At 66.2% G+C, this 25,262-nt stretch carries 23 protein-coding genes; 13 read left to right on the forward strand and 10 right to left on the reverse strand.

What is annotated here, in order from left to right; all coding sequences use genetic code 11:
• Nucleotides 1-7: 7 nt before the first annotated feature.
• On the reverse strand, nt 8-454 hold the full coding sequence (locus tag ACFB49_RS19895; RefSeq protein ID WP_380873130.1) for a DUF3576 domain-containing protein: 447 nt from the start codon (nt 452-454) through the stop codon (nt 8-10).
• Nucleotides 455-717: 263 nt separating this feature from the next.
• Here ACFB49_RS19895 and ACFB49_RS19900 point away from each other — a divergent pair, with 263 nt between their 5' ends.
• Nucleotides 718-1,431, forward strand: coding sequence for a hypothetical protein (locus ACFB49_RS19900; protein WP_380873132.1), 714 nt, complete (start codon nt 718-720; stop codon nt 1,429-1,431).
• Here the strand turns inward: ACFB49_RS19900 and ACFB49_RS19905 are convergent.
• The gene (locus tag ACFB49_RS19905; RefSeq protein WP_380873134.1) at nt 1,421-1,981 is read right to left on the reverse strand and encodes a thiamine phosphate synthase; all 561 of its coding nucleotides are present in this window, start codon (nt 1,979-1,981) and stop codon (nt 1,421-1,423) included. The two genes, ACFB49_RS19900 and ACFB49_RS19905, sit on opposite strands and share 11 nt — an antisense overlap.
• Nucleotides 1,982-2,003: 22 nt before the next feature.
• Here ACFB49_RS19905 and ACFB49_RS19910 point away from each other — a divergent pair, with 22 nt between their 5' ends.
• The 7 genes from ACFB49_RS19910 (at nt 2,004) to ACFB49_RS19940 (ending at nt 11,347) form a co-directional block, all read left to right on the forward strand.
• A complete protein-coding gene (locus tag ACFB49_RS19910) occupies nt 2,004-2,693 on the forward strand; it encodes a YggS family pyridoxal phosphate-dependent enzyme (RefSeq protein ID WP_380873136.1) in 690 nt (229 codons plus the stop codon).
• Between the two features lie 13 nt (nt 2,694-2,706).
• A complete protein-coding gene (locus ACFB49_RS19915) occupies nt 2,707-3,222 on the forward strand; it encodes a sigma-70 family RNA polymerase sigma factor (RefSeq protein ID WP_380873137.1) in 516 nt (171 codons plus the stop codon).
• Nucleotides 3,223-3,270: 48 nt separating this feature from the next.
• On the forward strand, nt 3,271-4,224 hold the full coding sequence (locus tag ACFB49_RS19920; protein WP_380873139.1) for a FecR family protein: 954 nt from the start codon (nt 3,271-3,273) through the stop codon (nt 4,222-4,224).
• Nucleotides 4,197-6,650: a TonB-dependent receptor gene (locus ACFB49_RS19925; RefSeq protein WP_380873140.1), complete on the forward strand. Its 2,454-nt coding sequence runs from the start codon at nt 4,197-4,199 to the stop codon at nt 6,648-6,650. The genes ACFB49_RS19920 and ACFB49_RS19925 overlap by 28 nt, the downstream gene beginning before the upstream one ends.
• A gap of 125 nt (nt 6,651-6,775) precedes the next feature.
• Nucleotides 6,776-9,997 carry an autotransporter domain-containing protein gene (locus ACFB49_RS19930; protein ID WP_380873142.1) on the forward strand — a complete coding sequence of 1,074 codons (3,222 nt, stop codon included), beginning with the start codon at nt 6,776-6,778 and terminating at the stop codon, nt 9,995-9,997.
• Nucleotides 9,998-10,118: 121 nt separating this feature from the next.
• On the forward strand, nt 10,119-10,673 hold the full coding sequence (gene ssb, locus ACFB49_RS19935; RefSeq protein WP_380873144.1) for a single-stranded DNA-binding protein: 555 nt from the start codon (nt 10,119-10,121) through the stop codon (nt 10,671-10,673).
• 200 nt (nt 10,674-10,873) lie between these two features.
• The gene (locus ACFB49_RS19940; RefSeq protein WP_380873145.1) at nt 10,874-11,347 is read left to right on the forward strand and encodes a hypothetical protein; all 474 of its coding nucleotides are present in this window, start codon (nt 10,874-10,876) and stop codon (nt 11,345-11,347) included.
• A gap of 7 nt (nt 11,348-11,354) precedes the next feature.
• On the opposite strand, the gene ACFB49_RS19945 is transcribed toward ACFB49_RS19940, so the two are convergent.
• From ACFB49_RS19945 to ACFB49_RS19970, 6 genes are all read right to left on the reverse strand, one after another.
• Nucleotides 11,355-12,581, reverse strand: a complete 1,227-nt coding sequence (locus tag ACFB49_RS19945) for a hypothetical protein (RefSeq protein WP_380873148.1) — start codon at nt 12,579-12,581, stop codon at nt 11,355-11,357.
• Nucleotides 12,582-12,651: 70 nt separating this feature from the next.
• The gene (locus ACFB49_RS19950) at nt 12,652-13,881 is read right to left on the reverse strand and encodes a threonine synthase (RefSeq protein ID WP_380873150.1); all 1,230 of its coding nucleotides are present in this window, start codon (nt 13,879-13,881) and stop codon (nt 12,652-12,654) included.
• Nucleotides 13,882-13,949: 68 nt separating this feature from the next.
• On the reverse strand, nt 13,950-15,992 hold the full coding sequence (locus tag ACFB49_RS19955) for a TonB-dependent receptor (protein WP_380873153.1): 2,043 nt from the start codon (nt 15,990-15,992) through the stop codon (nt 13,950-13,952).
• A gap of 19 nt (nt 15,993-16,011) precedes the next feature.
• Nucleotides 16,012-16,665 carry a maleylacetoacetate isomerase gene (maiA, locus tag ACFB49_RS19960; RefSeq protein ID WP_380880046.1) on the reverse strand — a complete coding sequence of 218 codons (654 nt, stop codon included), beginning with the start codon at nt 16,663-16,665 and terminating at the stop codon, nt 16,012-16,014.
• The gene (locus ACFB49_RS19965) at nt 16,652-17,401 is read right to left on the reverse strand and encodes a molybdopterin-dependent oxidoreductase (RefSeq protein ID WP_380873155.1); all 750 of its coding nucleotides are present in this window, start codon (nt 17,399-17,401) and stop codon (nt 16,652-16,654) included. Before ACFB49_RS19965 ends, maiA begins: the two co-directional genes overlap by 14 nt.
• Nucleotides 17,398-18,225, reverse strand: coding sequence for a cytochrome b/b6 domain-containing protein (locus ACFB49_RS19970; protein ID WP_380873158.1), 828 nt, complete (start codon nt 18,223-18,225; stop codon nt 17,398-17,400). The genes ACFB49_RS19965 and ACFB49_RS19970 overlap by 4 nt, the downstream gene beginning before the upstream one ends.
• 164 nt (nt 18,226-18,389) lie before the next feature.
• On the opposite strand from ACFB49_RS19970, the gene ACFB49_RS19975 reads away from it, so the two are divergent.
• From ACFB49_RS19975 to ACFB49_RS19990, 4 genes are read left to right on the forward strand one after another with little or no spacing between them, the layout of a single operon-like run.
• Nucleotides 18,390-19,628: an acyl-CoA dehydrogenase family protein gene (locus tag ACFB49_RS19975; RefSeq protein ID WP_380873160.1), complete on the forward strand. Its 1,239-nt coding sequence runs from the start codon at nt 18,390-18,392 to the stop codon at nt 19,626-19,628.
• A 38-nt stretch (nt 19,629-19,666) separates the two neighbouring features.
• The gene (locus tag ACFB49_RS19980) at nt 19,667-20,440 is read left to right on the forward strand and encodes an SDR family NAD(P)-dependent oxidoreductase (protein WP_380873162.1); all 774 of its coding nucleotides are present in this window, start codon (nt 19,667-19,669) and stop codon (nt 20,438-20,440) included.
• Nucleotides 20,441-20,451: 11 nt separating this feature from the next.
• A complete protein-coding gene (locus tag ACFB49_RS19985; RefSeq protein WP_380880048.1) occupies nt 20,452-21,255 on the forward strand; it encodes an SDR family NAD(P)-dependent oxidoreductase in 804 nt (267 codons plus the stop codon).
• Between the two features lie 23 nt (nt 21,256-21,278).
• Nucleotides 21,279-23,321, forward strand: coding sequence for a 3-hydroxyacyl-CoA dehydrogenase NAD-binding domain-containing protein (locus ACFB49_RS19990; protein WP_380873164.1), 2,043 nt, complete (start codon nt 21,279-21,281; stop codon nt 23,319-23,321).
• 53 nt (nt 23,322-23,374) lie between these two features.
• Here ACFB49_RS19990 and ACFB49_RS19995 read toward each other — a convergent pair whose 3' ends face one another.
• Nucleotides 23,375-23,530 (reverse strand): VOC family protein, encoded by a 156-nt coding sequence (locus tag ACFB49_RS19995; RefSeq protein ID WP_380873167.1) that lies wholly within the window; start codon nt 23,528-23,530, stop codon nt 23,375-23,377.
• On the reverse strand, nt 23,530-23,730 hold the full coding sequence (locus tag ACFB49_RS20000; RefSeq protein ID WP_380873168.1) for a VOC family protein: 201 nt from the start codon (nt 23,728-23,730) through the stop codon (nt 23,530-23,532). The genes ACFB49_RS19995 and ACFB49_RS20000 overlap by 1 nt, the downstream gene beginning before the upstream one ends.
• An 82-nt stretch (nt 23,731-23,812) precedes the next feature.
• On the opposite strand from ACFB49_RS20000, the gene ACFB49_RS20005 reads away from it, so the two are divergent.
• Nucleotides 23,813-25,129 (forward strand): cystathionine gamma-synthase family protein, encoded by a 1,317-nt coding sequence (locus ACFB49_RS20005; protein WP_380873170.1) that lies wholly within the window; start codon nt 23,813-23,815, stop codon nt 25,127-25,129.
• Nucleotides 25,130-25,262 lie beyond the last annotated feature (133 nt).

Consider the following 25,262-nt stretch of genomic DNA (forward strand, 5'->3'; position numbering starts at 1 on the left):
GGATTCCTCAGCCGGAGACGGCGCTGCGGCGCAGGTCGCGCGCCTTGGTGAGGATGATCTCCTCCAGCTTCTGCACGGTCGCGGCCTGCACCGGCGCGTCGGTCCACTGGCCGTTCTGCATCACCTGGCGCGATGCCGCGACCCGCAGTGCGTCGGCGCGCAGATCCTGGTCGAGGATCGTCACCGTCACCTTCATCCGCTCGGTCGAAACAGCCGGGTTGACGTACCAATCGGTAACGAGGATGCCGCCGTTCGAATCCGCCTGCGCGATCGGCATGCGCGAAAGCGTGTCGAGCGCGGCACGCCATAGATAGGCGTTGACGCCGATCGTCGTGACCTTGGATGCCGCCAGGTCCGCCTTGGGCCGCTCCTTTCCGCCTCCGCAGGCGGAAAGGGCCACCATCGCCGTCAGGGCAGTGGCCAGGGCAAGCGTCGAAACGGGCGAACGGAGCATGAAGCAGTCCTTGAGGAGGATACGGTATCGCGGCCGTTATAGATGCTCCCGTCCGCCCCGCAAGCGCGCAACGGCTCGTCGCAACAAGGGTTGTTTGCATCGCGGCGATCATTGCGTTGCGCCGCTCTAATCGCCAGCAGAGAAAGCTGGCGTGGGTGGAGTTGTGGAATTAGTGCAACAGGCCGTGCGGATTCGCCGACGAACGGTGGAACCTGCAGGTTTGTTCATGTAAGGCCCAGAGTCGCAGGGAGAGAATGCAAACCATGGTGGTGAGTCGCAAAGCTGCTGGATGGGCGGGGGTCGCTGTTGCGGCCTGCGCCCTTGCGCTTGCGCCCTCCACCGCCGCGTCGATCAAGTCCGCGAAACAGCGGGCATCGGCGATTTCACTGAGCGCGCCGGGGAGCCTCGGCTCCTTCACGCCGGCCGCCGCCAACCCCAAGCTTGCCGCTGCCTTCAGCAGCGCCGGCATTGCGGGCAGCGGTGGCGGCTTCCGCTTCACGCCCGCTTCGTCGACCACGAATCGGCGCAGCGTGACGGTGGCGGTACGCGCGCGCGCATCGACCAAGGAAGAAGCGCAGCGGATCGCGTCTTCGCCGTCCACCAGCATCGCGCCGACCGCCTATAATCTTGGCGTCGCCGTCGGCTGGAAGCGATTCGCGCTCACTGGCGAGGTTGCCCGCGTGGATGGCGCGCTGCTGCCGGGCCGTGAGGCGGTCGATCTTGGCCTCAGCTATAATGCGCCCAAGTGGAGCACCAAGTTCCAGCTCGGCGCCGATCGCCCGACCGACGTTCGTTCGCGCCTGATCGGTACTGAAGAATCGGTCTCGGCCGATCTCAGCGGCTCCTATGCGATCACCCGTAACCTCGAGGTTACGGGCGGTGTCCGCTATCGACTCCAGCGCGATCGCCTGATGCCCGTCGAGGATGATCGCCGCGACAGCCAGGCCGTCTATATCGGAACCGCCTTCAAGTTCTGATCTTCGTGCCGCCGCCCTTGGCGGCAAAGGCGTCAATTCCTGACCACCCATCGGCACCTAAAGGTTTGAGCCGACGGCCCTTGCGCGAATCCATCCCGCCGAGCGCGATCACGGCCTTTCTGGTGCGTCCCGCCAACAGCCCGAATCGCACCGGCCCCAAAGCGGGCGCATGGGGATGGGATCGGGTCGGAAAAGCCGGCGACAGGAAGATCAGGTCGGCATTCTTCGCCGCCACCAGTTCGCGCGCATCATGCGCCGGCGCGGTGCGGATCAGCGGCCGCGCGGCACGCCGGTGCAGCGATCTGCCGTGCGCACCGTCCGCTTTCCAGGCGATCGCCTGCTTCGTTGGCCCGGCCAGCACCAGCACCAGCCGCCGCGCGCGGGCGATTCGCCTCACTTTTTCGTAGATTTCCCGCCGCTTGGCTGCGCCATAATGGCGGAACACCACGCCAGCCCCGGCCGGTAGTCGGGCCAAGGCATCCCATAGGGCATCGCCCATTCGCGGATCGGTCATCAGCCAGAGGCGCGGGCAAGGCTGGCGGCGGATCATGCGGCTCCCTATAGCAGCGCGCATGGTTCCGCATGAAGATCTTGTCGCCGATGACGACCTCCCCCCGCTCGAATCGGTGCGCGTCCGCATCGCCCGCGCCGCGCGCGTGGCCGGTCGCAAGTCGGCGGAGATCGAGCTCATCGCCATTTCCAAGACGCAAGCCGTGGACGCGATCACGCCGCTGATCGCCGCCGGCCATCTCAGCTTCGGCGAGAATCGCGTGCAGGAGGCCGAGGCGAAATGGCCCGCGCTCAAGGCTGCGACGCCGGCACTCCGTCTGCACCATGTGGGCCAGCTCCAATCGAACAAGGCGGAAGATGCCGTGCGCCTGTTCGATGCGATTCACGGGGTCGACCGCCTGTCGCTGGTGACGGCGCTGGCCAAGGCGATGGACAAGGTCGGCCGCCGGCCGGACTGCTTCGTCCAGGTCAATATCGGCGAGGAACCGCAAAAGGGCGGTGCGCTTGTCGCCGATCTGCCAGCGCTGCTCGCCGAAGTCCGCGCCGCCGGCCTGCCGCTTGCCGGGCTGATGGCCGTGCCGCCTGCCGATACCGAGGCCGCACCCTATTTCGCGCTGTTGGCCAAGCTCGCGCGCGATCATGGCCTGGCCGGGCTCAGCATGGGGATGTCGGGCGATTATGAGACGGCCGTGATGCTCGGTGCAACGCATGTCCGCGTGGGCACGGCGTTGTTCGGCGCGCGGGCGGCCTGACGCGGGCGCGGCCATGACGACGGCCGGCCTCGAAGCGGTCTTTTTCGAGAACCGCGATCGGCTGCTCCGCTTCCTCGCCGCCCATGGCGCGGGCGATGCGGCGGAGGATCTGCTGCAGGAATTATGGCTGCGCATATCCGCAGCACCACAAGGACCAGTCGGCCAGCCGCTCGCTTATCTTTATCGCGCCGCCAACAATCTGATGGTCGATCGCCACCGCGCCAACCGCACCACCGAACGCCGCGATCGCGAATGGAGTGATGCCACCGGCTCCACCGCGCCCGGCATATCCGATACGCCCGGCGGCGAACGCACGCTGATCGCGCGCGAACATCTCCGCCAGGCCGAAGCCGCTCTGGCGGCGCTCGGGCCGCGGGCCGAAACCGCCTTTCGCCGGCATCGGATCGACGGGATTGCGCAGCGCGACATCGCCGTCGAGCTCGGCGTCAGCCTGTCGACGGTGGAGGCCGATCTGCGTCGGGCCTATCGCGCAATGATCGAGCTCAGGAGCCGCCTCGATGCCGAATGATGCCGCACCAAGGTTGGGCGACCGTGACTCCGTCAAAGGGGCGTGGTGATGGATGAAACGGCAATCCGCGAAGCGGCAATCGACTGGCTGATCCGCCAGCGCGACCCCGCGTTCGCCGAATGGGAGGCGTTTGCCGAATGGCTCGCCAGCGATGAACGCCGCGCGTCCATCTATCATGAAATGGCGGCCGCCGACGCCGACATGGCGGACCTCCTGGCCGCCGCGCCGCCGCCCGCCGCACCCGTCGTGGCCGCGCAGGCCGACAATGTCATCCCGATCAGCCGTCGTCGCTTCAATGGCTGGCTCAGCGGAGCCGTCGCCGCTTCGGTGATGGCGATGATGGGCTATGCGGTGTTCCAGGCCCAGCCCTCGCCCTACAGCATCGAAACCGCGGCGGGCGAGCGGCGCAGCGTCACGCTGGCCGACGGCAGCAAGATCGATCTCAATGGGGCCACCCGCCTCACGCTCGATCGCCGCGATGCGCGCCTCGCCACCCTCGATCGCGGCGAGGCGCTGTTCACGGTGGTCCACGATGACAAGCGCCCGTTCGTCGTCCACGCCGGTGGCGCGGAACTGCGCGATGTCGGGACCGTCTTCAACGTCGTCAGCGATCGGGGCGAACTGGCCGTCGCCGTGGCGGAGGGCGCGGTGATCTACAATCCCGATGCCGAAGCGGTGCCGCTTAACGCCGGCCGCACGCTGCGGGTTCGCAGCGGGGCGTCCGCCATCCTGCTCGGCAACGCCGATCCAGCGGTGATGACGTCATGGCGCCAGAACCGGCTCGTCTATGACGGCGCGCCGCTCGCTCAAGTAGCCGCGGACATCAGCCGCAATCTTGGCTTCGCCGTTACCGCTTCGCCCGCCGTTGCCGCCCGCCCCTTCCGCGGCGTGATCGCGCTCGACCGTGAAAGCGACCGTTTCCTCGCCCGCCTCGGCCCCTTGCTTGACGTCAAGGTCGAACGCGGCCAGCAGGGATGGGTATTGACCAACCCCCCACAGTGATCCGCGCCCCTTTCCTGTTCGCAGCGCTTCCCGCGCTGGCGCTCGCATCGCCGGCTGCCGCTCAGGCGACGCTCGCGCTCGCCCTGCCGGCGGGGCGGCTGGGGGATGCGGTGGCCGCGCTTGGCAGTCAGGCGAAGGTCAGCGTCAGCGTGCCCGAAGCGCGTATGTGGACGCGGCCCGTGCCGGCGCTCAATGGCCGGATGAGCACCCGCAAGGCGATCGAACAGCTTGCGCGGGCAGCGGGTGGCCGCGCCGAATCCTTGCCGGGTGGTGGCTGGCGGATCGTGTCGCACGCGCCCGTCCGTACAGGAAGGGCGCGGCCCGTCCAGATGGCCGCGTTGATTCCGCCGGTGCCCGAATCGGGAGAGGATATCGTCGTTACGGGCAGCAAGCGTGCTGTCCGGCTCAGCGATTATCCCGCCTCGGTCTCGTTGCTCGACAGCCGCGATCTTGCCTTCGGCAGCACGGGCGGCACCGATGCGATCGTGTCGCGCAACGCCAGCCTGTCCTCCACGCATCTCGGGGCGGGGCGCAACAAGCTGTTCATCCGTGGCATCGCCGATTCGAGCTTCACCGGGCCGACACAGGCGACCGTCGGCCAATATTTCGGCGACGTCCGCCTCAGCTACAATGCCCCCGATCCCGATCTGAAACTCTATGATGTCGGCCAGGTCGAGGTGATCGAAGGCCCCAATGGCACGCTCTATGGCGCCGGCGCGTTGGGCGGCATCGTCCGCGTCGTCCGCAATCCGCCGCGGCTGGGCCTGGCGGAAGGCAATGCGTCGCTCGGGGTGAGCGCCACGCAGCATGGCGACCCCGGCGCCGATCTTGGCGCCACGGTCAATCTGCCTCTGACCGACGATACGGTCGCGTTGCGCATCGTCGGCTATGGCGTCCGGGAAGGCGGCTATATCGACAATCCGGTGCTGGATGAGGACGATATCAACCGTACTGATACCTATGGCGGCCGCGCCACGCTCCGCATCGCGCCGGGGGATGACTGGACGGTCGACATTGGGGGCACGTTCCAGACGATACACGGCGCCGACAGCCAATATGCCGATCGTGAAGGCCCACGCCTCACCCGGTCCAGCCTCGTCGATCAGGGTTTCGAAGCCCGCTATGCGCTCGGCGACATCGTCATCGCCAAGGATTGGGGCGATCTGCAACTCGTCTCCTCGACGGGGTTCGCCAAGCAATCGCTCGACGAACGCTACGATGCGACTGTGCCCGAGGGGCTGCCAGACGATTCGATGGCGTCCAGCCGGCCATGGCCGTTGCTCACTTACCGCGGGGCGGCCGACGTCTCGGCTTCGACCCCGATCGCCTTCACGCAGAAGAACGACACGCGTTTCTTCTCGACGGAGACGCGGCTGTCGCAGCCGATGCGCGATGGTTTCGGCTGGGTCGCCGGCATCAGCTATCTCAACAATCGCGCGCGGCTGCGCCGGTCGCTCGGCCCCGACGGCGTGGAGATGCCGCTCACCGGCGTGACCAATCGCATTCGCGAATATACCGCTTACGGCGAAGCGAGCGTCGAACTGCTGCGCGATCTCACGCTGACGGCTGGCGGCCGGCTGACCCATTCGCGTCTGTCGGGTGAAGCCGAAGATGCGCCGCCGCCGCTCATTCCCGCGCTGGCCGCCGCCATCCGCGCCGATCGCGGCGAAACCAATCTGCTGCCGTCGCTCGCGCTGTCGGCCAACATATTGCCCGGCCTGCTGCTCTTCACCCGCTATCAGGAAGGTTTTCGCCCAGGCGGTCTTGCCATCGAGGACCAGTTCGTCCGCCGTTTCCGCCGCGACACCATCGCCACTTGGGAAACCGGCATGCGCTATGGCGGGGCAAGGGCGCAGGCGTCGCTGAGCTTCTCGATCACCGATTGGGACGATATTCAGGCGGATTATATCGATATTGCCGGCCTGCCGACGACCGCCAATATCGGGGACGGGCGGATATATTCGATCGCGGCAAGCGGCTCATGGCGGCCTCTTCCGGGCCTGTCGATCGACGCTGCGCTGGTGTTCAATGACAGCAAGGTCAGCGACCCGGCCCCCCTCTTCACCATCGCCAGGCTGTCGCAGCTTCCCAATGTCGCGCAATTTTCCGCGCGCGGCGGCGTCGATTATGCGACCCCGCTTTCGGACGATCTCGATCTGCGCGTCGGCCTCAACCTGCGTTATGTCGGCGAATCGCGGCTTGGCGTCGGCCCCGTGCTGGGTGAGGCGCAGGGCGATTATCTCGATACCGCGCTCAACCTCCGCGTCGGTCGCCCCGATTTCGGTGTCACCCTGTCGGTTACCAATCTCGCCGATGCCGTCGGCAACCGCTTCGCGCTCGGCACGCCTTTCTTGATGAACCGGATCGATCAGATCACCCCGCTGCGCCCGCGCACGCTGCGCATCGGGCTCGACACCCGCTTCTGAAAATTCCCGGCGCGGCCAAGGCTGCGCCCGCTTCGCACCGTCTTGGGGAATGACGGCCAGCCTCGCGCGCCCCAGCCCCATCTGGCGCGCGGCGCTGGCCGCACCGCGAAAGGGAATGATTCTAGATGCGTAGCCTGCTTGCCACGACCTGCCTCACGCCGCTTTTCTTCCTTGCCACGCCCCTCCATGCCGAAACGGTGATCGGTGACAAGCGCACGGCAGGTGTCGCCACCTCGACGATCAAGTCCGGCACGGCTGACGACATCAAGATCGGCAGCGCAGGTTCGGTGGAACTGGCCGCCAGTGGCACCGCCATCACCGTCGACAGCGCCAACAAGGTGACGAACGAAGGCACTATCAAGTTCAGCAATGTCAGCAACGCGACGGGTATTTTCGTCAATGCCGGGCTCGCCACGACGATCACCAACACCGGCACGATCACGATCGACGAAACCTATGAAGCGACCGACACCGACAAGGACGGCGATCTCGATGGGCCGCTGGCGCAGGGCAGCAACCGCTTCGCCATCCGTACGGCTGGCGCAATGACTGGTAATGTCTCGAACGGCGGCAAGATCTCGATCGAAGGCAATGATTCGGGCGGCATCGTGCTGGGCGGCCCGCTCACCGGATCGCTCACCAACAGCGGCACCATCGATGTGATCGGCGATCGCGGTTACGGCATCCGCACCGGCGACGTCAGCGGCAATGTCACGATCAACAGCGCCGTTGCGGTGAAGGGCAAGGATTCGGTCGGCGTCGCGATCGACGGCAATGTCGGCGGTGCGCTCACCATCCAGGGCGGGATCAGCGCCACCGGATATCGGGCGACCTCGGTCAGCGACCCGTCGAAGCTTGACGCGGACGATCTGCTGCAGGGCGGCCCGGCGCTGCGCATCGCCGGCAATGTCGGCGGCGGCATCATTTTCGCGGTTCCGCCCAAGGACACCAAGCCCGACGACAAGGATGAGGACAAGGACGGCATCGAGGATTCGAAGGAAGGCTCAGCCTCGGTCGTCTCCGCCGGTTCCGTCGCTGCGGTCGAGATCGGCTCCGCCAACCAGGATGTCGTGATCGGCGCGGTCGCGGGTCAGGCCAATGGCCACGGCCTCGTCATCAACGGCGCGATCGCCGGCAACGGCACATTCGCCGGCGTTTCGGGCAACGCGCTCGTCATCGGCGGTCAGGGCCGGGCTGTGACGATCGCGGGCGGCATGACGGTTGCGGGCACGGTGACCGCCACGGGCACCGGCGCGGGTTCAGGCGCGACGGCGCTCCATATCGGCAATGGCGCTACAGTTGCCGAGATCCGCAACAATGGCGGCATCGGCGCCGCCGCGGGCACCGGTGCCGCCGCCAAGGCGACGGCAATCCGCATCGATGCCGGCGCCAATGTCGGGAGCATCCGCAACACCGGCGAAATCCGCGCGACCACCACGGCCGATGGTTCGGCCACCGCCATTACCGACAAGGCCGGCACTGTCTCGCTGATCGAGAATAGCGGCGCGATCGCCGCTTCTGGGGCCCTTCCCACGTCGGACCGCAATATCGCGATCGACGTCGCCGCCAACGGCGCCGGCGTCACCGTAAAGCAGCTCGCGGTCGCGGACGGCAAGGCCGCGCCGCTGATCCAGGGCGACATCCTGTTCGGTTCGGGCGGTGACACGCTCGACGTCGCCGATGGCACCGTCGCCGGCACCACCCGCTTCGGCGACGGCGCCAACCGCCTCCAGCTCGCGGGTGACGCTTTTTACACGGGCAAGGCGGTGTTCGGTGCGGGCAATGACGCCATGACGCTGGCGGGCACCGCAATCTTCAGCGGCACCGCCGATTTCGGCGGCGGCGCAGACAGCCTTTCGCTCAGCAACACCGCGCGCTTCTCGGGCATGCTCGTCAATGCGCAGGGGCTGGCGGTCAATGTCGCCGGCGGCACGCTCGATCTTCAGAACAGCGGTTCGGTGGCGATCGCATCGCTCGGCGTCGGCGGCACCGGCGCGATCCGCGTCAATATCGACGGTGCGGCGGGCACCAACACGCTCTATCAGGTCGCAGGCGACGCCAATTTCGCCCAAGGCTCCAAGGTGATCGTCAAGCTCGCCAATGTCGGCGATTCCGAAGGCGTCTACACCTTCCTGCAGGCAGGCAGCGTGACGGGCGGCACCAACCTCACCACCGCCGACGCGACGCTCCCCTTCCTGTTCAAGAGCAATGTCGTCGCGGGTGCCAACCCCAATGAGCTGCGCATCGACATCAAGCGCAAGACCGCGACGGAACTCGGCCTCAACCGTTCGCAGGCCAGCATCTATGATGCGGTCTTCAAGGTCGTCGACAAGGATGCCAAGGTGGCCGGTGCCTTCCTCGACATCGGCGACGGCGATCGCTTCCGCAAGCAACTGCGGCAGATGCTGCCCGATCATGCCGGCGGCACCTTCGAGGCGGTGACTTCGGGCTCGCGGGCGACGGCGCGCATGTTCGCCGATCCGCGCGCGCCCTTCGCCGATCAGGGTAATTGGGGCTTCTGGCTCCAGCAGGTCGCCTGGGGCACGTCGAAGAGCATCGGCAATACCGGCGGCTACGACATTTCCGGCTGGGGCTTCTCCGGTGGCGGCGAGGTCAAGACCGAAGGCGTCGGCAATTTCGGCATCTCGCTCGCTTATCTCTACGGCAAGGATGCCGATGGCGGCACCGATAATGAAGTGACGTCCAACCAGTATGAACTTGCCGGCTATTGGCGGGCCGATTTCGGCGGGCTGCACACGTTCGCCCGCGCATCCGGCGCCTATGTCGACTTCAAGGGCCAGCGCGCCTTTGATGGCCAGATCGGTGGCGAAGATGTCCATCGCGAAACCAAGGGCAATTGGGATGGCACGCTCTACTCGGCCGCCGGCGGCGCTTCCTACGAGATGGCGTTCGGCAATATCAGCCTGCGCCCTGCGGCCTCGATCGATTATTATCGCCTGCACGAGAAGGGTTACAGCGAAGCCGGCGGCGGCGACGCCTTCAACCTGATCGTCTCCAGCCGCACCAGCGACGAGTTGGCGGTCAACGCCACCGTCGCCGCGGGCATCAATTTCGGCGGCAAGGATCCCGAAGCTGGCTGGTTCCGCACCGAGATCGAGGGCGGCCGCCGTCAGATCGTCGGCGGCGATCTCGGCACCACCACGGCGAAGTTTGCCGGCGGCCAGGAATTCACACTTCAGCCCGAAGACCGCACCAACGGCTGGGTCGGTCGCCTGCGCCTGTTGGGCGGCAATGCCGGCTTCACTGCGGGCGGCGAATTTTCGGCCGAGGAACAGCAGGACCATGTCGCGGTCGCCTTCCGCGCCTCGCTCAACATCGGCTTCTGATCCCATCCCCCTGGGAATCCCGTCCGCGCGTTGCGTATCCGCGGACGGGAATTTTGTGGGGCCGGTTGCAGCCTTGCGGCCCCGTGCTAGATGATCCTCTCTGAATTTGGAGACGGTGAACATGGCAGGCAGCGTGAACAAGGTGATCCTGGTCGGAAATCTGGGCCGCGACCCTGAATCGCGCAGCTTCCAGAATGGCGGCAAGGTGGTGAACCTCCGCATCGCAACGTCCGAAACCTGGAAGGACCGGTCGAGCGGCGAGCGGCGCGAAAAGACCGAATGGCATTCGGTCGCGATCTTCAACGAAGGCCTCGCCCGCACGGCCGAGCAATATTTGCGCAAGGGCAGCAAGGTCTATATCGAAGGCCAGCTCCAGACGCGGAAGTGGCAGGACCAGTCGGGCGCCGACAAATATTCGACCGAGATCGTGCTGCAGGGCTTCAACGCTCAGCTCGTGATGCTCGACGGCCGCGGCGAAGGCGGCGGTGGTGGCATGGGCGGCGGCGGTGCGCGCGGCGGTGCGTCCGGCGGTGGTTGGGGTGATGACGATCCCGGCTTCGGTTCCACCGGCATGGGCGGCGGCGGCGGTCGCGGCGGTTCGGGTGGCGGCTCCGGCGGCGGGTCGCGCCCGTCCAACCCGTTCGACAGCGATCTCGACGACGACGTCCCGTTCTGATCGCAGGCACGCACGTCAGCCAATCGGGGCCGTCACCTTCCGGTGGCGGCCCTTTTCATGTCCGTCGCAGCAGGCGCGGGCTTCGTCGCGAGCGCGGCCCGGCCGTCGACGGAATGGCGACCCCCGCCGCGTGGATCTCGCTCAGCACAGCCGCGCCGGGCCATGGGCGGCGCTTGTTTCCTGGTGAGGTTCAAGTCCCCATGTTGTTTCACGCGTCCATCGAAGCCGATCGTCCCCAGCATGTCGCGTCCGTCCTTGCCGAGCTGTGGCGCGGCAAGGCGATGCCCTTCCCACCGGTCGGCGTGGAGTCTTGGGTCGCCTTCGCCGGCGATGATCGTTCCACGATCGTCGAGGTGTATCCGCGCGGCACCGCGATTCACGAAGGAAAAGACGGCGCGATTGGTGAGGTCGAAGGCCAGCGCCGGCACAACGCTACCCACCTGGCCCTCGCCACTCCGCTTTCGACCGAAGAGGTGCTCGCGATCGGCCAACGCGAAGGCTGGTCCGTCGCGGTCTGCTCGCGTGACGGCATGTTCCGGGTGATCGAATTGTGGATCGAAGGCTGCCAACTCATCGAGCTGCTGACCGCCGAGATGCAGCGCGAATATCTCGACTCGATCACCATCGAAAATTGGGAAAAGATGCTCGCCGAAATGCAACCGATGGCCGCCTGAAGCGCCTTCAGAACAACAGCCCCTTCAATTCCGCGATCACCACTTCGGTCGGCATCGACAGGAACATCGCGGGAATGAAGGGGACGAGCGTCATGCCCAGCAGGATCATGATGCTGCGCAGGTCCACGGGTATGAAGCGCATCGCATAGACATTGCCGACCACCTGATAGAGGTCGGTCGCGGCGGAAAAGTCCGGCTCGCCGAGGATACCGGGATCGCTCGTCCGCGATTGCGCGAACCATCGCCGCTCGAACTGCTGGCCGAGCTCGGACGCGAGTGCGCCATAGGCCATCGCGCCGTTCCGCCAGCTCTTCATCAGCGGGATGGAAAAGGGTGTCAGCGGCCCCACGAACAGCAGTGTCACGAACAAGGCGGTTCCACCGATCAGTAGCCCGTCGGTGAACTGGTTGGTCGCCCCCGCCGCATGCACCATCGCGAACCGGCCGGCCGAGATCGCGCCGAACGCCATGCCAACCACCGAAAAGGCACGCACCGATTGGGTGAGGAAACCGAGGCCGGCCGACTGATCGGGGTGCGCGGCGATGAGCTGCAGGTCCATCCGCGCGACGATCCGCAGGAACCGCGTCCACAGGAAGATGCGCCACATCCAGCCGATCAGCAGCACGATCAGCAGCGGCGTGCCCACCAGCGCGTTCCACCAGCCCGCCGGCGAAAGGCCGGCGCCGTCGGCGCTGCGCTGCCAGGCCGATTGCACGAACAAGGCGCCTTCGTTGAGCAAGGTCGAGATGACGAGGGCATAAGTGAAGAAGATCGTCGCCGCCTCCACCCACAGCGAATTGATAAGCCGGCGGGTGGCGGCAAGCTGGGTGAGGAACCGGACCTTGTCGGCCTCTTCCAGAAGCCCCGAACGGAGGAAGTGGAGCGCCACCACGCCTAGCCGCTTGGCGCAGACCGAAAAGGCGAGCACCAGCAGCGGCACGGCCACGCCCAGGCGGGCATGGACGCCGAAATCGCGCGCGAAGCTGTTCGTCACCAGCGCGCGGGGTCCATCCGGCGCGAAGGCGACCAGCAAAGCCAGCGGCACCCAGCCCAGCATGAACACCAATATCACGCGGCTGCCGCCATTGGGGCAGATCGGTGCGGGCAGGAAGGCGAGCGCGCTCAGGCGCCGCGGCGGGCCGCCCTCGAACGCTGCCTGATCGCCGGTCGATTCCGCCCAGCGATCATGGTCCAGCCGCGCCGTCCATTCCGCCCATTGTTGCCCGCCGGTCATGCCGCCAGCTTGCGGACGAGGCGGCGGGCCGACAATCAGGCATTATACCGATCCGGCGGGTGGCCGATCCCTACAGCGCGGAATAGTCGATGGCTGCGTTGAGGTCGATCACGCCCGAATGGTCCGCCAAAGGATATTTGAGGCCGGTGGCGCAGTTGAACAGCAATGCGCGGTCGCCTGGCCCCACGTCGCCGTCCGCCAACGCCTTTTCATAGGCCGCGAGGGTCGCCCCGCCCTCGGGGCAGAGCAGCACGCCATCCTCGCGTCCGACACGCACCACCGCCTCGGCGATCGCATCGTCCGAAACCGCAATGCCGCGGCCGCCGCTCGCGCGCACTGCATCCAGGATCAGGAAGTCGCCCACTGCCTTGGGCACGCGGATGCCCGATGCGATCGTGTGGGCATCCTCCCAGCGCTCGGCATGGCGCTCGCCCTGCTCGAAGGCGCGGACGATCGGTGCGCAGCCTTCGGCCTGCACCGCGAACATCTTGGGCCGCTTCGATCCGATGAAGCCCAGCGCTTCGAGCTCGTCGAACGCCTTCCACATGCCGATCAGCCCGGTGCCGCCGCCGGTTGGGTAGAAGATCGCGTCGGGCAGTTCCCAGCCCAATTGCTCGGCCAGTTCCAGCCCCATCGTCTTCTTGCCCTCGATGCGATAGGGCTCCTTCAACGTCGACAGGTCGAACCAGCCATTCACCTTCGCGCCTTCGCCGACGATCGCGCCGCACTGGTCGATCAGCCCGTTGACCCGATAGACCCGTGCCCCCTGCGCCGCGATCTCGCGGACATTGATCTCGGGCGTGTCGTCCGGGCAGAAGATCACCGATTCCATGCCTGCGCGCGTCGCATAGGCCGCCGCCGCTGCCCCGGCATTGCCGTTGGTCGGCATGGCGATGGTCCGGATTCCCAGCTCCTTCGCCATCGATATCGCCATGACGAGGCCGCGCGCCTTGAACGAACCGGTCGGCAGGCGACCTTCGTCCTTCACCAGCAGTGTCGCTGCCCCCAGCCGCTTCGCAGTGGCCGGCAGGTCGAAGATCGGCGTCTCTTGTTCGCCCAGGCTGACAATATTCTCCGCGCGCCGCACCGGCAGCAATTCCCGCCAGCGCCACAGGTCACGCGGCCGATCGCGCAGTGCCTCCTTGGTCAGCGCGCCTCGCACGCCGTCCAGGTCATAGCGCACCAGCAACGGCCGCCCCGCCTTGGACAGGCCATGCACGCGATCGGCGTCATAACGCTCGCCGGTGATCGAACATTCGAGATGGGTGACGAAGGTGGAGCGTTCCGGGAAGTGGGTCATTGCTGTCTTTCGGCAATATTTTTGGTTTCCCTAAGCCCTCTCCCGCCTTCGCGGGAGAAGGAAAATAATCACCCCCCGTAACGCAGGCCAATCCACAGAGTCCTCGGCGTCGCGCGCTCCAAAACATCGGCGCCGGAAATGCCAGCTTCGACCAAAGTGTCGGTCAAATTCTCCGCCCGCGCCTCGATCGAGAGATTTCGGGCAACCGGCAGGCGCACCGCCGCATCCAACGTCACCGCATCGTCGAGCCGACGGAGATTCTGGTCGTCCTCGAACTGGCTGGAGACATAGCGCAAGGTCAGTGAGGCCGCGGTGCCGCTCGGTTGCTCCCACGCGATCGTGCCGCTCGCCTGATGCCGCGGCGTCTGGGCGGGGCGCAGCCCGTCGAGCGCCGCTGCCGTGCCGTTCGCCCGCACCTTTGCATCGACCAAAGTGTAGGAGGCGATGAACTGCCAGTCGCGATAGCGCGCCGATCCCTCCAACTCGAACCCCTGCGATCGGATCGCGTCGAGATTCTGGCGCTGACGATAGGCGCCGGCGACAAAGCCGACACCGGGGAAGCTGCCCGGTCCCATGCCCAAGGTCACATTCGCGATCGCGTCGTCCAGCTCGTTGTAGAAGGCGGTGGCCGACAGGCGGAAGCCCGGCAGCGGGCGGTAGTCGACGCCGCCATCCACGCCCTTGAGTGCTTCGGGCTTGAGCAGCGCATTGGCGGCGGTGGCGTCGGCGCCGACACGGAAGGGGCGGTATAGCTCGTTGAGCGTCGGCAGGCGCCAGCCGAGATAGGCGGCGCTGCGCAAGGTCACCGCCTGCGCGGGCTTGAAGGCGATGCCGGCGCGGGCGGTCGGCTCCCAGCCCGATCGATCGGCGAAGTCGATATCGTTCAGCGTCGCGCCCGTCGCGATCGTCTTTTCGAACAGATGGCCATTCTCGATCCGCCAGCGATCGATCCGTCCCCCTGCGGTCAGCGTCCATTGGTCGTCGGGTGTCACGCTCGCCTCGGCAAAGGCGCCCAAGGTCCGTGTCCGCCCGCCCGCCTCGCGCAGCCGCGTCGGCTGGCCGGCGATATAGGTGAAGCGTTCCTTGGTCTCACCCACTGTCTGGCGCGCGTCCGCGCCGATGCGCAGCTCCAGCCCCTCGCCTAGCGGCGGCCGGATCTCGAAGCGGGCGCCCAGGCCGGTCGCAGGCACCGAATATTGGTCCAGCGTCTGGTTGACGACGGTGCGATCGGCATTGACGCTGGCGAAGCCGCTCGAAAATTCGCGAAGCTGCAGCCAAGTCGACGCCTCCCACCCCCAGCTTCCGCGGCCCACCAGCCGCAGGCTGGCATCGGCGCCGAGATTGCGGTTGGGGGTAAAGTCGACGCCGCGGTCGCGCCGGTCGAGCATGCCGAGCAGGTTCGCCTGCAATTCCGTATCGTCACCGATCGCGAAGGCGGTGCGCGCCGAAACACTCGCTTGCTCGTAGAAGGCTGGGCGATCGACCGGCCCGCGATCCTCCTCGACGATCGGTGTGAAGCCGTCGCCATGCGCATAGCTTGCCGAAAGCGCGCCATAACCGTTGCCGAACACACCGCTGACCCCGGCATCGGCGGCGATGCTGTCGCGGCTGCCATAAGCCACCCCGCCCCAAACGGGCGCAAGTTCGCTCGATGTCGCGCTCATCAGCTCGATCGTGCCGGCGAGCGCCCCCGATCCGTTGACGCCGCTGCCGCCGCCCCGCGTCACGCGGACGAGGCCCAGCCGCTCGGGTGCATAAGCCGACCAGGGGACCCAGCCGCCGAACGGATCGGTCTGCGGCACGCCGTCGAGCAGGATCAGCGCGCGGGCGGACGCGTTGCCGCCGAGGCCGCGCAGGGTCGCCCCTTGGCTGGTCGGGTGTGCCGATCGCGAATCCGATCGGCGGAACTGCTGGAAGCCGGCGACGTCGCGCAGCACATCCTCCAGCCGGTCGCTCGCCGTACCGGTCAGGCGGCTGCGCTCGATCACCGCCACGTCATAAGCGGCCAGTCCCGCCGGCTCGGCCAGCCCGGTGCCGGTGACGACGATGTCCGGCCCCTCCGCATAAGCGGCCGTGGGGAAGAGGAAAGCGGTCAGGATCAGATGGCGCATGGCGCGCCTCTATACGGCATCAGCCGGCCGGCGCCACCGCATCCGGATGCGCCGCCGCGAAGGCCGGCAGCGCGGTCAGCGCCGCATCCACCGCCACCAGATTGGGAAAGTCGTGCAGCGCGACTTCGAAACGGCGGGCATTATATATCTGCGGAACAAGGCAGATGTCGGCGATGCAAGGGGTGTCGCCGCCCAGATACTGGCCGTCCTGCTCGGCCGCCATCGCCTCGAGCGCCACGAGCCCCTCGCGCACCCAATGGCGATACCAGTCGTCGCGCGCCGGCTCCTCCACCCCCAGCTCGCGCTTCAGATAATGGAGCACGCGCAGATTGTTGAGCGGGTGGATGTCGCACGCGATCATGAGCGCCAAAGCGAGCTGTCGGCTCCGCGTTGCCGGATCGCGGGAAACGAAGCGCGGCTCGGGCACCCTTGCGTCGAGATAGTCGATGATGGCGAGGCTCTGGTTGAGCTTCAGCCCGTCCATCTCCAGCATCGGCACGAAGCCTTGCGGGTTGAGTGCGCGATAGCCGGCATCGCGTTGTTCGCCGGTGCGCAGATCGACACTCACGCTCTCATAAGCCACGCCCTTCAGATTGAGCGCGATCCGGACGCGATAGGAAGCCGACGACCGGAAATAATCGTGGAGGCGGACGGGCGCGTCAGATTCCGGCATACCAGGCATAATCGCTCCTATCCTCCCAGCTTCCGCCCTTGCCGCCCTCGATTCCGGCAAGGCTTTCCACCGCCTCGATCCGCTCGACATATTTGGCATGCTTGTAGCCGAGCTGCCGTTCGACACGAAGCCGCAACGGCGCGCCATTCTCGATCGGCAGCATCTTCCCGTTCAATCCCCAGGCCAGGATCGTCTGCGGGTGCAGCGCGTCGACCATGTCGATGCTCTCATAATATCGGACCGTCCCGAACTCGTCGGCGCAGTGGAAGACGATGAAGCGCGCGCGGGAAGACACCCCCGCGCCGTGGAGGATCAGCGCCAGCGGCGTGCCCGTCCATTTGCCGATCGCGCTCCACCCCTCGACGCAATCATGGCGGGTGATTTGGGTCCGCGCCGGCAGCCGACGCAAGTGCGCCATCGACAGCGCGAGCGGCTGCGCCACCAGCCCGTCCACTTTCAGCCGCCAGTTCGCGAAGCCGGCGGCGGCGTGCGCGGCATAATCGGCCGAGGTCGGCCCGCGCGATCCGTTCGGTCGGAATGTCGGCGACAGATCGGTCTCCGAAAATTCGCGGGCGAGCGCGGTGCGATCGGTGATCAGCCGCTGCGCCCGCATCGTCAGCCCTTCTGCCGAACGCAGCCCGTCACGAAAGCCTTGGCTCTCGGTCAGCCGGTCGCACCCCGTGAGCAGCGGCGTCGCCGCCAGCGCTCCGATCAGGCTCCGTCGCGACAGGATCATGCCCGTTCCTCCGGCAGCCGATAGCGGCCGGTGATCATCGACCGGATCTCGTTATACGGCCCCGCCAGCACCACCATCGCGAGATGGACGATGATGAAGGCGAGGATCGCCATCGCGCAGATGAAATGGATCGACCGCGCCGATTGCCGCCCGCCCAGCAGATCGAGAATCCACGGCCACGCCGCATCGATCGCGGGTGCCATGCCGAGCCCGCTCAGCACCATCAGCGGCAACAGGCCGAAGATCACGCCCAGATAGCTCAGTTTCTGGAGTATATTATAGCGCGCCGCCGCCTCGCCCTTTGGAAAGCGCAGCCGCGCATGGTCCCTGATATCCTGCCAGATGTGCCGCGGCGAAAGCTCGCCCCGCCGCGGCGCGAGGTCGCGCTGCACATGGCGGTTGGCGACGCTCCATATCCAGTAGATGAGCCCGCCCACCGCCAGCACCCATGCGAAGGCCAGGTGCCAGCGCCGAGCGGCGGCCAGGCTGTAGCGGCTGGGAATCGTCGACCATCCGGGGAAGGCACGGGTCTGCACCACGCCATCGCTGTCGGTCCAGCGGCCCAACACGCCCGTCGTCGGGATCGTCACGCCCGCCACCGTCACCAGCCCCTGTGTCTCGGTCGCCTTGATCTCCAGCCAGGCAGGATCGGCATTCGCGCCATATTGGCCCCAATAGAGGCGGGGATGCGCGTTGAAGATCATCAGCCCGCTCATCAGCAGGATGATCACGGTGGCCGCGTTCACCCAGTGCCACAGCCGAGTCGAAAGCCGGTGCCGTCGCACCAGCCTTGTCTTGTCCTCCACCGCCTCACCGGCTGCCATGCTTGCGCTCCGCTAAAAATCTCTTTCGCATTTACGCCGCGTCACGGCCGAAAGTTACGTTTTCTATGGCCCGATGGCGAATTTTCCGCCGCTTGAGGTGCTGGACGAACGCCGCTGGACGGCATAGCGCGATCCCAAATTGTGAGTCAGCGGGAGAGGCAAAGATGGATTTCACCCTCAACGAGCGCGAGACCTATTGGCGCGATCGGGTGCGCGATTTCATCGAGACCCATGTCCGCCCCCGCGATCACGAATATCACGCCCAGCAGGAAAGCGGTGAGCGCTGGAAGGTGCTGCCGGTGATCGAGGAGGCCAAAGCCAAGGCCAAGGCGGCCGGCCTCTGGAACCTGTTCATGCCCCCGCATTCCGGCCAGCAGCATGTCGACGATACGTTCGAATTTGACGGCCCCGGCCTCACCAATCTCGAATATGCGCTCTGCGCCGAGGAGATGGGCCGGGTCTATTGGGCGTCGGAGGCGATGAACTGCTCGGCGCCCGACACCGGCAACATGGAGGTGTTCCACCGCTACGGCACCCGCGCGCAGAAGGAACAATGGCTCCAGCCGCTGATGGACGGCGAGATCCGCTCCGCCTTCCTGATGACCGAGCCGGATGTCGCCTCGTCCGACGCCACCAATATCGAGACGCGGATCGAGCGCGACGGCGACCATTATGTCATCAACGGCCGCAAATGGTGGTCGTCCGGCGTCGGTGATCCGCGTTGCAAGATCAACATCGTCATGGGCAAGACCGATCTCAACGCCGCCCGCCATTCGCAGCAGTCGATGATCCTGGTGCCGATGGATACGCCGGGGCTCGAGGTCGTCCGCATGCTCCCCGTCTTCGGCTATGACGATGCACCCCACGGCCATGCCGAGGTGCTGCTGAAGGATGTCCGCGTTCCGGTCGAGAATATGCTGCTCGGCGAAGGCCGCGGCTTCGAGATCGCGCAAGGGCGCCTCGGGCCGGGCCGCATCCACCATTGCATGCGCACGATCGGGGTTGCCGAGGAAGCGATCGAGAAGATGGCACGTCGCCTCACCTCGCGCGTCGCCTTCGGCAAGACGATCGCCGAACAGTCGGTATGGGAACAGCGCATTGCCGAAGCGCGCATCGATATCGAAATGACGCGCCTGCTCTGCCTCAAGGCCGCCGACATGATGGACAAGGCGGGCAACAAGTCCGCCCAGGCCGAAATCGCCATGATCAAGGTCGCCGGCCCGCGCATGGCGCTGAAGGTGATCGACGATGCCATCCAGGCGCATGGCGGCGGCGGCGTCACCACCGATTTCGGCCTCGCCCGCGCTTATGCCACGATCCGTACGCTCCGCCTGGCCGACGGGCCGGACGAGGTTCACAACCGCGCGATCGCCCGGCTGGAGTTCGGCAAATATCGGGCGTGATCCTGCGGGGCCGCTGAACCAGAAGGAGGAGAGGTGGAATGTCCCTGTTCGATCTGACCGGAAAAGTGGCGATCATCACCGGCTCGTCGCGTGGCATCGGCCGCGCGATTGCCGAGGCGATGGCGGATCAGGGCGCGAAGGTCGTCATCTCCAGCCGCAAGCAGGATGCCTGCGACGAGGTCGCGGCCGCCATCAATGCCAGGCATCGCGGCGCGGCCATCGCGGTGGCCGCCAGTATCTCGTCAAAGGAAGCGTTGCAGAACCTTGTCGATGAAACGCGGGCGCAGCTCGGCCGGATCGACGTGCTCGTCTGCAACGCCGCGTCCAACCCTTATTATGGGCCGATGGCGGGCATCACCGACGAACAATTCCGCAAGATCTTCGACAATAATGTCCTCGCCAATCACTGGCTGATCAACATGGTCGCGCCCGAGATGCGCGAGCGGAAGGATGGGTCGATCATCATCGTCTCATCGATTGGCGGCTTGACGTCATCGTCGACGATCGGGGCCTATAATGTCTCGAAGGCGGCCGACTTCCAGCTCGCCCGCAACCTCGCCGCCGAATTCGGGGCGGACAATGTTCGCGTCAACTGCATCGCCCCCGGCCTGGTCCGCACCGATTTCGCCCGCGCTTTGTGGGAAAATCCCGATACGCTGAAGGCCGTCACTCGCGGCACGCCGCTCAAGCGCATCGGCGAACCGCACGAGATCGCGGGCGCGGCGGTCTATCTCGCTTCGCCCGCTTCCACCTTCATGACCGGGCAGGCGATGATCGTCGATGGCGGCTCCACCACCGGGGTCGGGCTATGACTGCCCAGCCTTTGAGTGGGCGCCTTGAAGGCCGCGTTGCAGTCGTCACCGGTGCGGGCGGTGGCATCGGCCGCGCCACCTGCCGGCTGTTCGCCAGGGAAGGCGCGATCGTCGTCGCTGCCGATCTCGGCGAAAGCGTCGTCGAAACCGTCGAACTGATCCGCGATGCCGGTGGCCGCGCCGATCCGCTCAAGCTTGATGCCGGCAAGGATGAAGATGTCGCCCGCCTCGTCGGCCATGCCGTCGATACCCATGGCCGCATCGACGTGATGTTCGCCAATGCCGGCATTTCGGGTGGGCTCAAGGGCCTGTTCGAACAGGAAGCGAGTGACTGGGCCGAAATTCTCCGCGTCAACCTGATCGGCCCCTTCCTCGCGATCAAGCACGCCTCCGCTCACATGGTGAAGGCGGGCAAGGGCTCGATCATCTGCACCGCTAGCGTGGCGGGCCTGCGTTCCGGCGCGGGTGGCCCGGCTTATTCGGCGTCCAAGGCCGGCGTCATCAATCTGGTTCAGACCTCCGCGCAGCAGCTTTCGACCAGCAACGTCCGCGTCAACGCGATCTGCCCCGGCCTCATCGAAACCGGCATGACCGAAATGATCTATGATCGCGCCCGCAAGGCGGGCAAGGCCGACCTCATCGGCCATCTCAACCCGCTGCGCCGCGGTGGCGAACCCGATGAGATCGCCCATGCGGCTTTGTTTCTCGCCTCCGACGATGCCAGCTACGTCAACGGCCATGCCCTCGTCGTCGATGGCGGCCTGTCCAGCTCGCACCCCTTCAACCGCCAGGATCTCGGCCGCACGGCCCTTTGATTCCACCTTCCAGGAGTTTGTCGATGTCCGTCATCACTACCGAACGCCATGACGATGTGCTCGTCATCGTTTCGAACAACCCGCCGATCAACGCGCTGGGTCATGCGGTCCGCGACGGGATCAAGCAGGCGCTCGAACAGGCGATTGCCGATCCGGCAGTGAAGGCGGTGGTGATCCGCTGCGACGGCCGCACCTTCTTCGCCGGTGCCGACATTACCGAATTCGGCAAGCCGATGCAGGAACCGCAGCTTCCCGGTCTGCTCGAATGGATGGAATCGATTGAAAAGCCGGTCGTCGCCGCGATGCACGGCACCGCGCTCGGCGGCGGTCTCGAAACCGCGCTGGCCTCGCACTACCGCATCGCCGTGCCCTCGGCGAAGATGGGCCTGCCCGAAGTGAAGCTCGGCATCCTGCCCGGCGCCGGCGGCACCCAGCGCCTGCCGCGCGTAGTCGGCGTCCCCGCCGCGCTTGAAATGATCGTCGGTGGCGCGCCGATCTCGGCGAAGAAGGCGCTCGAAATCGGCCTCATCGATCGGCTGGCGGGTGAGGACAATCTCGCCGCCGACGCCATCGCCTTCGCCCGCGAGATCGCCGACCAGCGGCCGCTGCCGCGGGTCAGCGAGAAGCAGGCTGTTGCCGAACCTGGCGTGTTCGATGCGTTTCGCGCCGCGAATGCCCGGAAGATGAAGGGCTTCGAGGCGCCGGAGGCTTGCATCCAGGCGATCCAGGCCGCGGCCGAGCTGCCTTATGCGGAGGGTCTTGCGCTCGAACGCTCGCTGATCGGCAAGCTGCTCGCCTCCGATCAGTCGAAGGCGCAGCGCCACATCTTCTTCGCCGAGCGCGCAGCCGCCAAGATCGATGGGCTTGCCGCCGGCACGCCGCTGATCCCGATCAAGTCGGTGGGCGTGATCGGCGCCGGCACGATGGGCGGCGGTATCGCCATGAACTTCCTGTCGATCGGCATTCCCGTCACCATCCTCGAAATGCAGCAGGAAGCGCTCGATCGCGGTGTCGCGACGATCGGCAAGAATTACGCCGGCAACGTCAAGAGTGGCCGGATGACGCAGGAACAGGCCGACAAGGCCACGTCGCTGCTCACGCCCACCCTCAGCTATGACGATCTCTCGACCGTCGATCTCGTCATCGAGGCGGTGTTCGAGAATATGGACGTGAAGAAGGAGGTGTTCGGCAAGCTCGACAAGGTCGCGAAGCCGGGCGCGATCCTCGCCTCCAACACCTCCTATCTCGATGTCGACGAAATCGCGTCCGCCACGTCGCGGCCCGAATATGTGCTCGGCCTCCACTTCTTCTCGCCCGCCAACGTGATGAAGCTCTTGGAAGTCGTGCGCGGTGCGAAGACATCGGATTCGGTGCTCGCCACGGCCATGGATTTGGCCAAGAAGATCAAGAAGATCGCCGTCGTCGCCGGCGTCTGCTACGGCTTCATCGGCAACCGCATGCTGAAGCCGCGCCAGGATCAGGCGGGCCAGCTCATCCTCGAAGGCGCCAAGCCTTCGGATGTCGATCGCGTCTTCCTCGATTTCGGCTTCCCGATGGGGCCGTTCCAGCTCGCCGATCTCGCCGGGCTCGATATCGGCTGGCACCGCGATCCCACCCGTCGCGAAACCGTGCGCGAGGCGCTCTGCGCCGAAGGCCGGCTCGGCCAGAAATCGGGCGGCGGCTTCTACGACTATGACGAGAAGCGCAACCGCACGCCCTCGCCGGTCGCCGAAAAGATCATCGCCGAATTCGCCGCGGCAAAGGGCATTCCCCAGCGCCAGATCTCGGACGAGGAGATCCGCGAGCGGTGCCTCTACACCATGGTCAACGAAGGCGCGAAGATCCTCGAGGAAGGCAAGGCGCAGCGCGCTTCCGACATCGATGTCGTCTGGGTCTATGGCTATGGCTGGCCGGTCTATCGCGGCGGCCCGATGTTGTGGGCGGACCAGATCGGCCTGAAGACCGTCGTCGATGGCCTGAAGCGCCAGGCGGACCGCCTCGGCAAGGATTTCACCGTGTCGCCGCTGCTCCTCGAGAAGGCCGAAAGCGGCAAGACGTTCAATTAATCTGTCTTCTTCGCCCTCTCCCGCATGCGGGAGAGGGTTGGGTGAGGGTCTTCTTATTCCTCGAACAACTGCGCCACGACCCAGCGATTCCCATCGGGATCGCCCACCATCGTGTAACGCCCCCAACTTTCCGCACGAATCTCGCTCACATCCACGCCCTTGGCCGCCAGCCGGCGCTGTTCCGCCTCCACATCCGGCACGCTTTGCATCAGCCCCTGCTGGCAGCCCGGCGGCATCGCGTCGAACCAGTTGACCAGAAAGCCCCGCCGCCCGGCGGCTGCAACTGAATCCAGCGCGCCGTCGGCCCCATCGGATCGTCGCGCAGCACCGCGAAATTCATCACCTCGACATAGAAGCTTTTGGCCCGGTCCTGATCGGCGACGGGCACCGATACGATTGCGATCGGCATTTTCCTCCCCCTTGGTCTGAGACTGCGATAGGCTCGCCTCATGACACCCGCGGCCTGCGGGTCAAGCGATACAGGATGCTCCATGACGGACGAAACCGAAGCCGATCTCAGCGGCGCCACGCCGCGTCGCCGTCCCAAGCCCGACATTGTCGAGCTGGGCGGCCGCCCCTTGAAGCCCGCGACCCTGATGATGGGGCACGGTTATGATCCGATGCTCTCCGAAGGCGCGCTGAAGCCGCCGATCTTCCTCACCTCCACCTTCGTTTTCGAAAATGCCGCCGCCGGCAAGCGCCACTTCGAAGGTGTCACCGGCAAACGGCCGGGCGGCGCCGAGGGACTCGTCTATTCGCGCTTCAACGGCCCCAATCAGGAAATCCTTGAGGATCGGCTCGGCGTCTGGGAGGATGCGGAGGACGCGCTCACCTTCTCCTCGGGCATGGCCGCGATCGCGACGGTGCTGCTCGCTCTGGTCAAGCCTGGCGACACCATCGTCCACTCCGCCCCGCTCTATGCGGCGACGGAGACTTTGATCGGCAAGATCCTCGGCCGCTTCGGCGTCCACTGGATCGATTTCCCCGCGGGGGCCAGCCGCGCCGAGATCGATGCGGTGATGGCGAAGGCCCAAGGGGCCGGCCGCGTCGCGCTCATCTATCTCGAAAGCCCCGCCAACCCGACCAACCAGCTCGTCGATATCGAGGCAGTGAAGGCGTCGCGCGATGCGCTGTTCGGCAATGGCCCCGATGCCCCGCCGATCGCGATCGACAATACCTTCCTCGGGCCGCTGTGGCAGAAGCCACTCCGCCACGGCGCCGATCTCGTCCTCTATTCGCTCACCAAATATGCCGGCGGGCATAGCGATCTCGTCGCGGGCGGCGCGGTCGGGTCGAAGGCGGCGATCGCGCCGATCCGGGCGATGCGCAACACGATCGGCACGATCACCGATCCGCATTCGGCGTGGATGCTGCTGCGTTCGCTGGAGACGCTGGAACTCCGCATGAGCCGCGCCGGCGAGAATGCCGCCAAGGTCTGCGCATTCTTGCGCGATCATCCCAAGGTGGAAAAAGTCGGCTATCTCGGTTTCCTTGAGGAAGGCTCCAGCCAAGCCGACATCTACCGCCGCCACTGCACCGGCGCCGGTTCCACCTTCTCGCTCTATCTGAAGGGCGGCGAGAAGGAGAGCTTCGCCTTCCTCGATGCGCTCAGGATCGCCAAGCTCGCGGTCAGCCTCGGCGGCACCGAGACGCTGGCGAGCGCGCCCGCGGCGATGACGCATCTTTCCGTCCCCGATGCCCGCAAGCAGGCGCTGGGCATCACCGACAATCTCGTCCGCATCTCGATCGGGGTGGAGGATGCCGACGATCTCGTCGCCGACATGGAGCAGGCGCTCAAAAAGGTCTGATTTCGGCTGCCGCCCCGGAGGATTCCGGGGCGGTTTGTCCCGTCCGGCAAAAGCGGCCCGATCGCCGCGGCCTTCGCTGTTGCGCCAACCACTCTCGATGGTCGATGGACTGTCGTCCAAAATCAGCAGCGGA

This window comes from Sphingomonas sp. DBB INV C78 (genome assembly GCF_042693015.1).
GTDB lineage: Bacteria > Pseudomonadota > Alphaproteobacteria > Sphingomonadales > Sphingomonadaceae > Sphingomonas_E.

Bases quoted from the DNA above. Each gene is read 5' to 3' on its own strand.
- ACFB49_RS19915 (WP_380873137.1), top strand. From the start codon at position 2,707: ATGACGACGGCCGGCCTCGAAGCGGTCTTTTTCGAGAACCGCGATCGG.
- ACFB49_RS19895 (WP_380873130.1), bottom strand. From the start codon at position 454: ATGCTCCGTTCGCCCGTTTCGACGCTTGCCCTGGCCACTGCCCTGACG.
- ACFB49_RS19980 (WP_380873162.1), top strand. From the start codon at position 19,667: ATGTCCCTGTTCGATCTGACCGGAAAAGTGGCGATCATCACCGGCTCG.
- ACFB49_RS19920 (WP_380873139.1), top strand. From the start codon at position 3,271: ATGGATGAAACGGCAATCCGCGAAGCGGCAATCGACTGGCTGATCCGC.
- ACFB49_RS19990 (WP_380873164.1), top strand. From the start codon at position 21,279: ATGTCCGTCATCACTACCGAACGCCATGACGATGTGCTCGTCATCGTT.
- ACFB49_RS19950 (WP_380873150.1), bottom strand. From the start codon at position 13,881: ATGACCCACTTCCCGGAACGCTCCACCTTCGTCACCCATCTCGAATGT.
- ssb (WP_380873144.1), top strand. From the start codon at position 10,119: ATGGCAGGCAGCGTGAACAAGGTGATCCTGGTCGGAAATCTGGGCCGC.
- ACFB49_RS19955 (WP_380873153.1), bottom strand. From the start codon at position 15,992: ATGCGCCATCTGATCCTGACCGCTTTCCTCTTCCCCACGGCCGCTTAT.
- ACFB49_RS19925 (WP_380873140.1), top strand. From the start codon at position 4,197: ATGGGTATTGACCAACCCCCCACAGTGATCCGCGCCCCTTTCCTGTTC.
- ACFB49_RS20005 (WP_380873170.1), top strand. From the start codon at position 23,813: ATGACGGACGAAACCGAAGCCGATCTCAGCGGCGCCACGCCGCGTCGC.
- ACFB49_RS19930 (WP_380873142.1), top strand. From the start codon at position 6,776: ATGCGTAGCCTGCTTGCCACGACCTGCCTCACGCCGCTTTTCTTCCTT.
- ACFB49_RS19970 (WP_380873158.1), bottom strand. From the start codon at position 18,225: ATGGCAGCCGGTGAGGCGGTGGAGGACAAGACAAGGCTGGTGCGACGG.
- ACFB49_RS19900 (WP_380873132.1), top strand. From the start codon at position 718: ATGGTGGTGAGTCGCAAAGCTGCTGGATGGGCGGGGGTCGCTGTTGCG.
- ACFB49_RS20000 (WP_380873168.1), bottom strand. From the start codon at position 23,730: ATGCCGATCGCAATCGTATCGGTGCCCGTCGCCGATCAGGACCGGGCC.
- ACFB49_RS19965 (WP_380873155.1), bottom strand. From the start codon at position 17,401: ATGATCCTGTCGCGACGGAGCCTGATCGGAGCGCTGGCGGCGACGCCG.
- ACFB49_RS19975 (WP_380873160.1), top strand. From the start codon at position 18,390: ATGGATTTCACCCTCAACGAGCGCGAGACCTATTGGCGCGATCGGGTG.
- ACFB49_RS19940 (WP_380873145.1), top strand. From the start codon at position 10,874: ATGTTGTTTCACGCGTCCATCGAAGCCGATCGTCCCCAGCATGTCGCG.
- ACFB49_RS19910 (WP_380873136.1), top strand. From the start codon at position 2,004: ATGGTTCCGCATGAAGATCTTGTCGCCGATGACGACCTCCCCCCGCTC.
- maiA (WP_380880046.1), bottom strand. From the start codon at position 16,665: ATGCCGGAATCTGACGCGCCCGTCCGCCTCCACGATTATTTCCGGTCG.
- ACFB49_RS19945 (WP_380873148.1), bottom strand. From the start codon at position 12,581: ATGACCGGCGGGCAACAATGGGCGGAATGGACGGCGCGGCTGGACCAT.
- ACFB49_RS19995 (WP_380873167.1), bottom strand. From the start codon at position 23,530: ATGCAAAGCGTGCCGGATGTGGAGGCGGAACAGCGCCGGCTGGCGGCC.
- ACFB49_RS19905 (WP_380873134.1), bottom strand. From the start codon at position 1,981: ATGATCCGCCGCCAGCCTTGCCCGCGCCTCTGGCTGATGACCGATCCG.